Origin of the sequence: Cyclobacterium xiamenense, from assembly GCF_042140265.1 — a bacterium.
Taxonomy (GTDB): Bacteria; Bacteroidota; Bacteroidia; order Cytophagales; family Cyclobacteriaceae; genus Cyclobacterium; species Cyclobacterium xiamenense_A.
The window spans coordinates 1378529-1392136 of the sequence record NZ_CP159481.1; the positions used below are offsets into that span (position 1 = coordinate 1378529).

Annotated in this window: 9 protein-coding genes; 3 read left to right on the forward strand and 6 right to left on the reverse strand. The window is 48.2% G+C overall.

Annotated features, from left to right (window positions below; genetic code table 11):
* From ABWH99_RS05935 to sppA, 3 genes are all read right to left on the reverse strand, one after another.
* Positions 1-2631 carry a valine--tRNA ligase gene (locus ABWH99_RS05935; protein ID WP_375585374.1) on the reverse strand — a complete coding sequence of 877 codons (2631 nt, stop codon included), beginning with the start codon at positions 2629-2631 and terminating at the stop codon, positions 1-3.
* Between the two features lie 139 nt (positions 2632-2770).
* Positions 2771-3520 (reverse strand): endonuclease, encoded by a 750-nt coding sequence (locus ABWH99_RS05940; protein WP_375585375.1) that lies wholly within the window; start codon positions 3518-3520, stop codon positions 2771-2773.
* A 61-nt stretch (positions 3521-3581) separates the two neighbouring features.
* A complete protein-coding gene (gene sppA, locus ABWH99_RS05945; RefSeq protein WP_375585376.1) occupies positions 3582-5339 on the reverse strand; it encodes a signal peptide peptidase SppA in 1758 nt (585 codons plus the stop codon).
* A gap of 75 nt (positions 5340-5414) precedes the next feature.
* Between sppA and folK the strand changes: the two genes are divergently transcribed.
* Positions 5415-5903 (forward strand): 2-amino-4-hydroxy-6-hydroxymethyldihydropteridine diphosphokinase, encoded by a 489-nt coding sequence (gene folK, locus ABWH99_RS05950; protein WP_375585377.1) that lies wholly within the window; start codon positions 5415-5417, stop codon positions 5901-5903.
* A 16-nt stretch (positions 5904-5919) separates the two neighbouring features.
* Here folK and fabD read toward each other — a convergent pair whose 3' ends face one another.
* The 3 genes from fabD to ABWH99_RS05965 all read right to left on the reverse strand — a co-directional run bounded on the left by fabD (position 5920) and on the right by ABWH99_RS05965 (position 10343).
* Positions 5920-6798, reverse strand: a complete 879-nt coding sequence (gene fabD / locus ABWH99_RS05955; protein ID WP_375585378.1) for an ACP S-malonyltransferase — start codon at positions 6796-6798, stop codon at positions 5920-5922.
* Between the two features lie 106 nt (positions 6799-6904).
* Positions 6905-7537, reverse strand: a complete 633-nt coding sequence (locus tag ABWH99_RS05960; protein ID WP_375586547.1) for a carbonic anhydrase family protein — start codon at positions 7535-7537, stop codon at positions 6905-6907.
* A gap of 67 nt (positions 7538-7604) precedes the next feature.
* Entirely contained in the window at positions 7605-10343 is a 2739-nt protein-coding gene (locus tag ABWH99_RS05965; protein WP_375586548.1) for a gliding motility-associated C-terminal domain-containing protein, read from the reverse strand.
* Between the two features lie 582 nt (positions 10344-10925).
* On the opposite strand from ABWH99_RS05965, the gene ABWH99_RS05970 reads away from it, so the two are divergent.
* Positions 10926-11609 (forward strand): succinate dehydrogenase cytochrome b subunit, encoded by a 684-nt coding sequence (locus ABWH99_RS05970; protein WP_375585379.1) that lies wholly within the window; start codon positions 10926-10928, stop codon positions 11607-11609.
* A gap of 45 nt (positions 11610-11654) precedes the next feature.
* A complete protein-coding gene (locus ABWH99_RS05975; RefSeq protein ID WP_375585380.1) occupies positions 11655-13589 on the forward strand; it encodes a fumarate reductase/succinate dehydrogenase flavoprotein subunit in 1935 nt (644 codons plus the stop codon).
* Positions 13590-13608: the final 19 nt, after the last annotated feature.

Sequence of the window (13608 nt, forward strand, 5' to 3'; positions counted from 1 at the left end):
CTACTGCTGTAGTTTCTTTAAGCTCTCTTCCAGCGCTTTCAATTTGGATTGCGCGTCTTCCATTTTTTTCTTTTCCTTTTCTACGACCGCTGCAGGCGCGTTTGAAACAAATCTTTCGTTTGACAATTTTTTTGACACAGAATTCAAAAAACCTTTGGTATATTCCAGTTCCTTAAGTACCGTTTCTTTCTCCTGATCCAGATCAATTTCTTCTTCGATAGGGATAAAAAATTCGTCTGCCTTTACCACAAAGGTCAATGCATTTCCGCTCGTTTCGCCGTAAGTAACGGAAGATACATTCGCCAGCTTTTGGATCACCGCCGCAAAACGTTCGTATACGGCTTCTTCGTTGGTTTTTACAAACAAGGCCAAAGCAATTTTGGGCGATATTCCCTTCGCTGCACGTGCGTTTCTAATTTGCGAGACCAGGTCGAAAATGTGCTGCGCCTCCGCGACAATCCGTTCGTCAAAGGCATTTTGTTTGGGCCATGGCGAAAGCATCAACGCCTCTCCGTCTTTCCGTTTTCCGATTTGCTGCCACAACTCCTCAGTAATGAATGGCATGAATGGGTGCAGGATTTTCAACAGGTTTTCGAAATAGGATAGGGTTCGGTCTTTCGTACGTGCATCGATGGGGGCCTGATAGGCGGGTTTGATCATTTCCAGGTACCAGGAACAAAAGTCACCCCACACTAGTTTGTAGGCAGTCATGAGGGCATCCGAAATCCGGAATTTTTCAAAATGGTCCATTAGTTCCGCCAGCGATTGGTTGAACCTGCTTTCAAACCAGGCGATAGCGGTTTCATTTGCGGGATTTACCTCCTCACGGACTTCCCAGCCCTCAATCAGGCGGTAGGCGTTCCATATTTTATTGCAAAAATTCCTTCCCTGTTCGACCAGCTTTTCATCAAAAGGAAGGTCGTTGCCGGCAGGACTGCTAAAGAGCATGCCCGTCCTCACCCCATCCGCACCATAGGTATCGATCAGCGCAAGAGGGTCGGGGGAGTTGCCGAGCGATTTGGACATTTTCCTTCCCAGTTTATCTCGGACAATTCCTGTCAGATACACGTTTTTAAATGGCTTTTCTCCGGTATACTCGTATCCGGCAATGATCATCCGTGCGACCCAAAAAAATAGAATTTCCGGAGCGGTAACGAGGTCATTGGTGGGATAGTAGTATGCGAGGTCTTTATTTTTTTTTCCGGTTTTGAAAAACTCCGGATCAAAGACGGAAATGGGCCAAAGCCAGGACGAAAACCATGTGTCTAGCACATCTTCGTCTTGTTTCAAATCCTGTTCGGTGTATGCCGGGTCAAACTTCTTTCTTGCCAGGTCAAGTGCATCGGCTGCTGAATTTGCAACGACATAGGCGCCGTTTGGGAGGTAGTAAGCCGGTATTCGGTGTCCCCACCAAAGCTGCCTGGAAATGCACCAGTCGCGGACATTCTCCATCCAGCTTTTGTACATGTTTTTGAATTTGGGCGGAAACAACCGTACGGCGTCATCCATGACCGCCCGCAGGGCAGGTTGGGTGATTTCTTCCATCTTTAAAAACCACTGCATGGACAGCCGGGGCTCAATGACTGCATCGGTTCGTTCGGAATGCCCTACGTTTGAGGCATAGGCCTCTTCCTGGGTTAGTTGTCCAGACTCGCTCAATAAAGCAGCGATTTTTTTGCGGGCTACGAAGCGGTCTTCCCCAATCAAAATCCCCGCCTTTTCGTTGAGGGTCCCGTCATCGTTTAGAATATCGATGACTTCCAGTTGGTGCCTCAGGCCTATTTCATAATCGTTGATATCGTGGGCAGGGGTAATTTTCAGGCATCCCGTTCCAAATTCCCGGTCCACGTATTCGTCTTCTATAATGGGTATGGGACGGTTGATCAGGGGAATCAATGCATTTTTCCCTTTGAGATGCTTGTATCGGGGATCTTCTGGATGCACGCATATGGCGACATCGGCCATGATGGTTTCAGGACGGGTAGTTGCTATCGTTAGCGACTCCTCCGAACCCTCGATGGCATAGGCAATGTGGTACAATGTGGACGAAACCTCCTTGTATACCACTTCGTCATCGGAAAGGGCCGTCTTCCCTTTGGGGTCCCAGTTGACCATGCGGATGCCACGGTAGATTTTTCCTTTTTGGTGCAGGTCTACAAAAACGTTGACAACGGCCTCACTCAATGAGGCGTCCATCGTAAACCGGGTTCGTTCCCAATCACAGGAAGCCCCAAGTTTCTTTAATTGCTGGAGAATAATACCCCCGTATTTCTCTTTCCATTCCCAGGCATGTTCCAAAAAAGCTTCTCTTGAAAGCGATTTTTTTTCGATGCCTTTTTCTTTAAGCATGGCTACCACTTTTGCCTCTGTCGCGATAGAGGCATGGTCGGTGCCGGGTACCCAGCAGGCATTCTTCCCTTCCATGCGTGCTTTCCGCACAAGAATATCCTGAATGGTGTTATTGAGCATGTGCCCCATGTGGAGCACGCCGGTCACATTCGGTGGGGGAATAACGATAGAATAGGCCTCCCGTTCCTCGTCTGGCTCCGAGTGAAACATGCCGTGATCCATCCAATACCGGTACCATTTGGATTCAGCTATCTGGGAATTATATTTGGTGGGAAGTGCCATGCGTTCGTCATTTAGGGGGCAAAAATAACACAAAATTGCCTGAAGGAATACTTTTTTACTATAGGAATTCCAAAAAATATCCGTTTTCAGCAGGGGTGTTCCCAGCCGGACAACGCGCAGTTTTCCCTGTCAGGAACGCTCAATGGGAGGAAAGGAGGAGCGAAAGAGCACTTCCCGAAATATTCCCGAGGAATTCTGGAAAGGTGGTGTAGGTACCTTCGCTCGTCACCAGGAAAAGGGGCCTTTTTTCCGAATGGTGGCCTTCAAGCAATTCCTGATACACATCGCTATTGTCCTCCACCGTAAAGTCTCCCGTTACGATACAGGGAAGGTGGTCTTTGTTTATTTCCTGAATTTTTTTCAGCAGTAATTTGCTACTTTCCACCCTTGCTTTGGTCCCCAGGTGCGTATAATGCACATTAAAAACGTAAAAGTAGTCTCCTTCAGGACTTTGAAATTTGCCCCACGAACAGATCCTGTTTGATGCCTCATCGGAACTACCGAGAGGATTTTCTGCACTCTTGGGTAACGAGAAGGTGCCCTCGTCCAAAAGTTCATATTTTTCGGGGTCGTAATAAACGGCACAGGACTCCCGTTCCTCTTCCAGATGCGCGCCGATACCGATGTACGGAAATCCAAACTCTTTTTGAATGTCCTCAACCTGCGTGTAAAGCCCTTCCTTAGTGCCAATGATGTCCATCTCGTGAAAACGAATTAAGTTAATGGGATGGGGAGAGCGTTGTTCCTGCTGATTGGCCGTATCGGTGGGGTTGTCGTATCGGATGGTATAGGTGGCAATGGAATAGGAATCCTGGGCACGCAATCCATGGATTAGGAAAACGGAACCTGTCACAAAAAAAAGGAGGAATCTGCAGTTTCGACGATTCATTGGATTAGGTGCATTATTTTTTAACCGCAAATTCTATATTTTTTACCTAAAATGCAATAAATCAGTCTATTTCTAACAGGAAGGGCAAGAGAGCCATCCTTCCTTCCAGCCGTTTGATGCGTTCCAGGGTTTGATAGAATTCATAGGAGTTGCCGAACTTCAATCGTTGGTAAGTACCCTGCACATCGGCGCCAAAATCATCCATAAGTCGCTCCAGAAAGGATTTTTGTTTGGGGTAGTACACCACTCGGTATTCCTGCTCCAAACCGGCCTTTTCGGCGGCGATGCGAATGGCTTCGTCCAAGCCCCCCAACACATCAACCAGGCCGATTTCTTTTGCTGCCACTCCGGACCAAACCCTGCCTCCGGCAATGGACATTACCGCTTCTTTGTTCATCGCCCGTCCCTCCGCTACACGTTGGATAAATGTATCGTACCCTTCTTGCACCTTGGTTTGCATCATGTCTTTCTCCGTATCCGACAGGGGTTTGGTAGGATTCAGAAAATCCGAGTAAGTGCCCGTCGTGACTGCATCTGTGGTGATGCCCAGTTTGTTATTCAAAAGCCCTTGTGCGTTAAATAGAATGCCAAAGATTCCGATGGATCCGGTAATGGTGTTGGGTTGGGCGACAATGGTATCTGCCGGGGCGGCAATGTAATATCCGCCAGAAGCCGCGTAGTTGGACATGGAAGCGATGAGTGGTTTTGCTTTTTGAGCTTCCGACAATTCCCGCCAAATCACCTCGGAAGCGACTACCGATCCGCCTGGAGAATTGATCCGGAGGACAATCGCTTTTATATCTTTGTTTTTTCGGGCTTTTCGGATCTCTCGTAAAAATGCCTCTGAGCCGATCTGATCCGGTGCTTCTCCCCCCACTATTTCCCCATCTGCTACTATCACGGCGACCTGATTTCGGGAAAGCCGGTTTTTTTCGGTGCTGGTTTGGTTGATCCCACTGATTGTAATGCTATTGATCGCAGCCTCCTCTTCCAGTCCCAGTTTTTCTCTTAGCCGTGCTTTGACCTGGTCGTCGTACCAAAGAGCGTCAATCAGTCCAAGATCAACGGCATCCTGATTGGTTCTAACGGACATATTGTTGTTGATGTCCTGCACGGTTTCAACAGACAACGAACGACTTTGGGCGACTTCCCTGACGAGTATACCATTCAGATCCTTCAGGTAGGCCTCGGTTTGCAGGCGGTTTTCTTCACTCATTTTATCCTGAATAAAGGGCTCTACGGCACTTTTGAATTCACCTACCCGAAAAATGACTGGCTCCACCTCAATTTTCTCCAGCAAGCCACGGAAGAAGAGAGGAGTGGCGGCAAAGCCGTTGAATTCAAGGTCACCGATGGGATTCAGGTAGATTTCGTCGGCGACAGAACAAAGAAAATATCCCGTTTCGGTAAAATACTCTCCATAAGCGACGATAAACTTCCCGCTTTCCTTAAAATCCTCTAACGCATTGCGGATTTCCAGGACATGTGACTGGCCGGCGGCGAGCAATCCGCTTTCCAGGTAAATACCCTTTATCTCTTCGTTTTCTCCCGCTGTTTTGATGGCCTTGATAATCTGATTGATTCCGACAGTAGACACATTTCCTACAAATGGCAGAGGTGGTAGACTAAGGTCCTCGTCGGGTGATCGTTCGACAAGCACGACGCCGTTCAAACGAATGTGAAGCAGGGAGTTTTCGTTTATTTCTACTTCTGCGGAACCTGCACTAATTGCGATGATTCCGGCCAGGATAAAGAATGCCAGTACCCAAAAGACCAATAACCCGACAATAACGGCCAAAACATTGCTTAAAAATTTCATGGACGCGGTCTGTTTAGTAAGTTTCAAAAATAACCTATTTTTGACAAAACTGTAGTTTTTGATTTAATTTAATTGATGATGCATCGGGTGATTTTGGGATTGGGAGGTAATCAGGGTGATCGGCTTTCGCTAATAAGGGAAGCGTTGGATCGCTTGCTTCGGAAAATGGTGCTGCTGCGCTCATCGGGGGTTTACGAGACAGAGGCATGGGGAGGAAACTCGCAGGAGGCGTACCTGAATCAAGTACTCGCCTTGCAGACGGAGATGGATCCCCTGACAACATTACGGTTTCTTCAACAGGTAGAACATGCACTGGGACGAAGAAGGGGCGACAAATGGGGGGATCGCACCATGGATATTGACATCCTCTACTTTGACGATCGATTGATCGACACGGATACGTTGCAGGTGCCGCATCCCCAGCTGCCCTTCAGAAAATTTGTGTTGGTACCACTGACTGAAATTCTTCCGGACTTTCTGCACCCGGCGTTACAGGTAAGCAATCGGGATTTATTGGCAGCATGCAGGGACCCATTGTCCGTCCGCTTGTACGCCGGCAGCTAGTGGTTGCAGGCAATGCTTAGTCGAGCGGAGCTACCTCGGCCTCTTTGTGAATTTTTTTCACCAATCCCTGCAAAACTTTTCCAGGGCCGCATTCAATGAATTTTTCTGCGCCATCGGTAACCATTTGCTGAACCGATTGTGTCCATTTTACCGGAGCAGTCAGCTGAGCGTTCAGGTTTTTTTTGATGGTAGCGATGTCCGTTACGGCAGTGGCACTCACATTTTGGTAAACCGGGCAGGCCGGTGTACCAAAGGGGGTGGAATTGATGGCCGATTCCAGTTTTAACCGGGCCGGTTCCATCAACGGCGAGTGGAAAGCGCCTCCTACTGGCAACGGAAGTGCTCTTTTGGCACCGGCCTCCTTCATCTTTTCACAGGCGATTTGAATGCCTTCCAGGCTCCCCGAAATCACCAACTGGCCGGGGCAATTGTAGTTGGCGGGGACCACTACATGGTTTTTTATCTCGGCACAAATTGCTTCCACTTCCTGATCGGGAAGACCTAAAATGGCGGCCATCCCAGAGGGATTGATCTCGCAGGCTTCCTGCATGGCAAGGGCCCTGCGGTGTACCAATTGCAGCCCGTCTTCAAAGCGCAATACCCGGTTGGCAACCAGCGCAGAAAATTCACCCAGAGAATGTCCGGCGACCATATCCGGAGAAAAGGTGTCAGAGGTCAAAGCGGAAATAACCGAGTGGAGGAATACCGCCGGTTGGGTTACATTGGTTTGCATCAGGGATTCGGCACTCCCTTCAAACATGATGTCGGTAATCTTAAATCCAAGGATTTCATTGGCAAGTTCAAAAAGTTTTTTTGCTTCTGCTTTTTGGGCATACAGTTCTTTTCCCATTCCGGGATATTGGGCTCCTTGGCCAGGGAATACATAAGCTACCATGAATACAAAAGGTTTTGTTGGTGAACGAATGCAAAGGTAAGAAAAAAAAGAGGCAGCTTCAACACGATGTCCAAAGCTGCCTCAAAATCTTTTGTCCTCCGATTCCTTAGTTGTCAAAGAAATTAACGATTCCCGTTTCTACGTCGTAAACTGCTCCAACGACTTGAATTTTTTCGTCGCTTTCCATCTCCCGGATAATTGCACTCCGTTCGCGAATCTCTTCCATTGCCTCAAGGACATTAAAGGTAGCTACTTTCTCTACAAATTCTTGGGTATTCGTGGATACGGTAGCTTCTTTTTCCGCGCGTTCGATGGCAGGCTGAATCTTGTGAAGGAGTGCCGTTATGTTTCCATCGTTTACTTTTTGACAGGCACTGGTAACGGCACCGCACTTGGTATGTCCCAGCACCAGGACCAGCTTCGATCCGGCATACTTCACCGCATATTCCATGCTACCTAAAATATCCTCATTGACCACATTTCCAGCCACCCGCGCGCTGAAAATATCTCCCAATCCCTGGTCGAAAACCAATTCGGCGGAGGTTCGCGAATCAATGCAGCTTAGTACTACCGCGAAGGGCCACTGCCCGTCCCGGGTATCGTTGACCATTTGAAGTAGATTTTTGTCGGTACGCAGGTTATTAACAAATCGTTTGTTTCCCTCTTTTAAAAGGAGCAGCGCATCGGCTGGGCTAAGGCTATCTTGCCTTGTTTTAGTCTGGGCTTTCATAATCAGCATTTCCTGTTGCTGGAGCAACGTTAGCAAAATAAAATTTACGGTTTCAATGGTTCAACTACTCTAACCATCATTTCATTAGTTGGATCGTGCCTTTGCTTTTTCTTACACGCAAGCTTTCGTCCAATACATTAAAATAAACCGTTGCTTCGTAATAATAAGTTCCGGCGGGCAGGTCATTGCCCTCGGTATCCCTGCCATCCCAATGGATGTAGATGTTGTTTTCAGCGGCTAAATTACTGTTATAGGAATGAACGAGTGTTCCCCAGCGATTGTAAATATTAATTTCTACTGCTTCTACAAAGCGGGGACACTTTTCGTAGGGGTTGTCGAAGGCCTGGAAGGTATCGTTTACATTATCGCCATTGGGCGTGAACACGTTGGGCAACTCGTAATTTGGACAATTGTCCACGCAGACGATATTGCTGGGCTCGCTCTCATTGCCCGATCGGTCGATCGCAGTAATGTAGTAGCAGCCTTTGAGCTCCATAAGCCCTTCCATGCGGGTTTCTTGCTGAATGACCGGCACCGATTTCACCAAATTGAATGTTCCTTCTTCTCCGTTCTCTGAGAAATAGATGCGGTAGCCGTTAAGTTCCGTATCGCATTCCCCGGAAAAATCAGGTTCCCAACTCAGGTCGTGGTAGAAGTCGCTGAAATTACAGGGCTTATCCGCCAGAAATGCCTCGCATTCCGGCCCTTCGTAGCTGAGTACGGGTGGGCAGGGAAGTCGGTCGTCGTCGGGACGCGCGCAAACAATCTGGGAATTATTTGCAAGAGGATACTCCAGAATGTCCAGGTTGTAACTGCCATTGGTCACCACATAGTAGCAATACTCTTTTTCGGTGTCCAGCGGAACACCATTATGGCTTCCGTCGTCCAAATACACCGTACCCGATGTTGTCACGTCTACTTCTGCAATCAATGTAAAAGTTTCGGTGTCCGCAGCTTCCGGATCGGTTCTGTTTCTGTAAATCAAGTGGGGGAAGGCACCGTCCTCGTTGTTCCAGGGCACCTGGTATTCCCATTGGAGTTCGATGGCTTCATTGATAATGGTGGGATCCACCCGCACGGACGATGCCACACCGCTGGTGTCTATTTTTTCTCCGTTGGACAAAAGCACCACTTTGTAATTGTATACCAGGTTCTCCGTGTTTAACTGAGTGTCGGTAAACACCGTATCGGCCGTTGTAACCAGCGAAGTGGGATTGCTTTGCCCGGAAAATCCCTGATTCCGTATCAGTTCATAGGTGTAAGGTCCGGGGTACAGATCGGTGTCAATATCGTAGGGAGGTGTCCAACGCACCAGCATTTGTCCCGACTCGGTGTCGGTCGCCTCCACGCTTACATTTGTAATGAGCGGTACGTCCACATCTACGGTGATGCAGATTTCTTCCGAGACATAACTTTCACCGCTTCTTGGGGAAGGGAAAGCTGCTACCAGACGGTAGCAGTAGGTGTTTCCGGGACTGAGCCCCATACCGCCGTTGGTATCTCTGAAATCAAAGGTTTCCATGTCGGTTTCCCCCACCAGGGTATATCCTCCACGGATACCTGTTTCGCAGGAATCGGGCTCATAGGGATCACTATTGATCCTGCGCCAAACCTGCATGGTTTCGGCGGCATTGGAGCACTCGTAGGGGTCCCATTCCAGAACAGCGGAACGTCCCTGCTGCTGTTCGATGGCGTAGGGCATGGGCGGGGGAGCCACAATGGTAATGTTCCAGGTCTTGATATCCACCAAGGCCGGCCCTGAGTCGGGTTGGTCCTGTATGCGAACCCTTACCTGGTAGGTTCTGGCCCGCACGTGGTTGCAGACTGTCTGCCATTGAAAACTGATAATACCCGGAGAGGGCTGAAAGGTGGATACGGGGCTGTAGGAGGCGGGAGAAGAGGTAATTTCCACCGGATCTCCAAAAACCTCGATCATGATGGGGTCCCCATCCGGATCCACTCCCTGGAAGATTTCGGTGATTTCCGTTCCAGCCTCCACACAGATGTCGTCTGGCATGATCAATTCAGGCCTTCGGTTGTCCGTATTCTCAATGATGATTTGCATGTCCCGAAGTACATAGCCGATACGTTCCCAATTCCCGGCCACCAGGCGCCATTCTTCTATTCGGAAGGCCACATTGTATTGCCCGCCTATTCCCGGCGCATCCCAGACCAAATCTCCCGTCACCGGATCCAGCGCCAGAAAAGGAGGTGTGGTTCCATCTTGTTGGCTAAAGCTAAACTCATCCGAAGCAGGGCTTCTGTAATTGTTTACTTCCCGTTGAAATGCTTGTTTGGGAATGTCCAACACATAGGCCAGGCTGTCCCCATCCGGATCGTATGCGCCCGGGTTGTGAATGTAGGTTTGGTTTACTGCCCCATTGTCTACCGGAGCGATGGTCAGTATGGGGGAATTATTGACGCCTAAAAAAGGGTCAATGGTGATCATTGTCTCAATATAAAAAGGCGTATCTACCGACTGATCCATGTTTAGCGTATTCGCGTTTCGGTTGAACTCCATAAACCGAATGGTGTAACTCCCGGGTCCCTGGTAGGTATGTGTGATGACAAAAACATTCTTTTCGATGTTGTTTCCGAGGTTTTCGGTCAGATTGAAATCACTTTCGGTGTTCAGTACCTCGGATCTTCCATCTCCGAAGTCAATCTCCCCCGGTCCAAAAACTACTGTGGACCGCGTATCCGTGTATCCCACCACGGTGATCCGGTAGGTGAGGGTTTGCGTAGAAATTCGTTCGGCAATGATTTCCCCGGCCCGAATATGGGTAGCCCAGGAGGTAGGTACCGAAGCGATCATCAGGAACAACAGCCCCAAAAGAAACGGGAAATAAGTCGTGTTTTCGGTTGTTTTCAGCAATTTATTCCGAAGTTGATTTCCGATCATTAGATTTATGTTTAGTACAAAGCCTCTCTCGATGCTATTGTCGGGGCTTGACTTACCAACAAAACGTTATTGGTTTTTCAATGGTTACCCTAAATTATATCTTTCTTAGGAATATTTCATTTTCTGACCAATTTTATTCCCAAATGACCCACCCGAATGCCTGCTGGCTGAGCCCTTGCCTTAGAGCGAGGGATGTTTTGCCGGCAATAACCACCCGCAATTCCAACGGACCTGATTTCCTGGCATACCGATGTCGAAAATCTCCTGCCTCACGTATGTCCCTGCAAGCTGTCAATTCGATGCTTCATTTGAGGAGTTCATTTCTTTTATCAAACAAAGAAACCCGGCTTCTGGTTATTTTATCGTAAGATTGATTTGTTTTATTTAGAACCTTTTAAAATAAGAGCATTGATTGTGGTTTGATTGTTTGCTACGGATTCCAAATGTAAATTTGGATCGAATAATTTAGATCAAACCGTAATAACGAAAAATTGTATGAGTTGGGTATCCAAAACCTTGAATAGTACACTGGGTAAAAAACTATTAATGGCCCTAACTGGCTTATTTCTTATTTTGTTTTTGGTGGTCCACCTGGCCGGAAACTTGCAGTTACTGCTTCCCGATGATGGGAAATCATTCAATATGTACGCCGAAACGATGGCGTCAAACCCACTCATTCGGGTGGTTAGTATTTTCAATTTTGGGTTTATCGCCCTGCATGCCATTTACTCGGCAATACTTACCCGATACAATAAAAAGTCCCGACCGGTAGGGTACGCGGTGTCAAAATCCTCCGCCAACAGTACCTGGAGTTCCCGAAACATGGGCATCCTGGGATCACTGATTCTTATTTTCATATTGATCCACCTCCGTGGATTCTGGTACGAATTCAAGTTTGGTGAAATTCCCTACGTGACCTATGACGGAGTCACCTATAAAAATGGGTATGCGGTGGTGTCGGCGGCCTTTGAAAATATTCTCTATGTTGTCGTGTACGTGATAAGTATGGCAGTGCTTGCGTTCCACCTCTCTCACGGGTTTTCCAGTGCCTTTCAAACACTCGGGATCAACCATAAAAAATATACGCCCTTTATCCAGAAATTGGGTTTGGGTTTTGCTATCATCATCCCGGCACTATTTGCTCTGATACCTATTGTCATGTTCTTGCAAAGCAGCTGAGGGGACTGAAAAACGAAATTAAAGGGAATTTAAATTTGAATATTGATGAAACTTGATTCAAAAATACCCAGTGGTCCGTTGGCCGAAAAGTGGACCCGACATAAGTTTAACGTTAAGTTGGTAAATCCTGCCAACAAAAGAAAATACGAAATCATCGTCGTGGGGACGGGTTTGGCTGGTGCCTCTGCAGCGGCTTCCCTGGCCGAATTGGGATACAATGTAAAGGCCTTTTGTTTCCAGGACAGTCCCAGGAGGGCACATTCCATCGCTGCTCAGGGTGGAATCAATGCAGCTAAGAACTACCAGAACGATGGAGACTCCGTTTTCCGATTGTTCTACGATACCATTAAGGGGGGCGATTACCGTTCCCGGGAAGGGAATGTTTACCGCCTGGCCGAAGTCTCGGTAAACATCATAGACCAGTGCGTTGCGCAGGGTGTCCCATTTGCGAGGGAATACGGAGGATTGCTTGCAAACCGCTCTTTCGGTGGCGCGCAGGTCTCCCGAACGTTTTACGCCCGCGGTCAGACCGGACAGCAATTGTTATTAGGCGCCTACTCTGCCCTGAGCAGGCAGGTTGCCAATGGCAAGGTAAAGCTCTATCCACGGACAGAAATGATGGATTTGGTGGTGGTAGATGGCAAAGCGCGCGGAATCATCACTCGTAATCTCGTGACCGGTGCCGTGGAGTCTCACAGTGCACATGCCGTGCTATTGTGTACCGGTGGGTATGGAAATGTCTTTTTCCTTTCCACCAATGCCATGGGTTCGAATGTCACAGCGGCTTGGCGAGCACACAAGAAAGGGGCATTTTTCAGCAACCCTTGTTATACCCAAATTCACCCCACCTGCATCCCCGTTTCGGGTGATCACCAATCCAAATTGACGCTGATGTCCGAGTCCTTGAGAAACGATGGGCGCGTGTGGGTTCCAAAAACCAAAGCTATTGCTGAAAAACTGCGTAAAAGAGAAATTGCGCCGAAGGATATCAAAGAAGAGGACAGGGATTATTACCTGGAAACCAAGTATCCTTCGTTTGGAAATCTGGTGCCCAGAGACGTGGCCTCTCGTAATGCAAAGTACGTTTGTGACGAAGGACGTGGCGTTAACGAGACCGGGGAAGCGGTGTTTTTGGATTTCAGGGATGCGATCCTTCGGGATGGGGAGGATGCGGTACGTGGAAAGTACGGCAATCTTTTCGATATGTATGAAAAAATCACCGGAGAGAATCCATATAAAACACCAATGATGATTTATCCTGCGGTGCATTACACCATGGGAGGCTTGTGGGTAGATTACAATTTGATGACGACCGTACCGGGCTTGTATGCCCTTGGTGAGGCCAATTTCTCGGACCACGGTGCAAACCGGCTCGGTGCCTCGGCTTTGATGCAGGGCCTTGCCGATGGGTACTTCGTGGCTCCGTACACGGTGGGAGACTACCTGGCCGGTTTGCCCTATGACAAAATACCTGAAGATCACCCCGAATTCAAAAAAGCAGAAGACGCGGTCAAAGCTAGAATTCAGCAATTACTGGGAATCAAGGGAAATAAAACAGTTGATCACTTCCACAAAAAATTGGGAAAGATTATGTGGAATCACTGCGGCATGGCACGCAACGCTGCTGGGTTAACCAAGGCCAAGGAGATGATCCAAACCCTTAAACAAGAATTCTGGTCCGATGTAAAAGTATTGGGAACGGGAGAAGAATTGAACCTGAGCCTGGAGAAAGCGCACCGCGTGGCTGACTTCCTTGAATTGGGTGAATTGATGATTGACGATGCCCTGCACCGAAACGAGTCCTGTGGGGGGCATTTCAGAGACGAATACCAAACGCCCGAGGGAGAAGCGCTGCGGGATGATGAAAATTTCGCATATGTGGCCGCCTGGGAATACCTTGGTGAAGGAAAAGAAGAAACGCTTCACAAAGAAGAACTTGTTTTTGAAAACGTCAAACTCACCCAAAGAAGCTATAAATAATTGATTGAACCTAAAAAAT

Coding starts and splice junctions, on each gene's coding strand:
- ABWH99_RS05965 (WP_375586548.1), bottom strand. CDS start 10,343: ATGATCGCTTCGGTACCTACCTCCTGGGCTACCCATATTCGGGCCGGG.
- folK (WP_375585377.1), top strand. CDS start 5,415: ATGATGCATCGGGTGATTTTGGGATTGGGAGGTAATCAGGGTGATCGG.
- ABWH99_RS05970 (WP_375585379.1), top strand. CDS start 10,926: ATGAGTTGGGTATCCAAAACCTTGAATAGTACACTGGGTAAAAAACTA.
- ABWH99_RS05960 (WP_375586547.1), bottom strand. CDS start 7,537: ATGCTGATTATGAAAGCCCAGACTAAAACAAGGCAAGATAGCCTTAGC.
- ABWH99_RS05940 (WP_375585375.1), bottom strand. CDS start 3,520: ATGAATCGTCGAAACTGCAGATTCCTCCTTTTTTTTGTGACAGGTTCC.
- ABWH99_RS05975 (WP_375585380.1), top strand. CDS start 11,655: ATGAAACTTGATTCAAAAATACCCAGTGGTCCGTTGGCCGAAAAGTGG.
- fabD (WP_375585378.1), bottom strand. CDS start 6,798: ATGGTAGCTTATGTATTCCCTGGCCAAGGAGCCCAATATCCCGGAATG.
- sppA (WP_375585376.1), bottom strand. CDS start 5,339: ATGAAATTTTTAAGCAATGTTTTGGCCGTTATTGTCGGGTTATTGGTC.
- ABWH99_RS05935 (WP_375585374.1), bottom strand. CDS start 2,631: ATGGCACTTCCCACCAAATATAATTCCCAGATAGCTGAATCCAAATGG.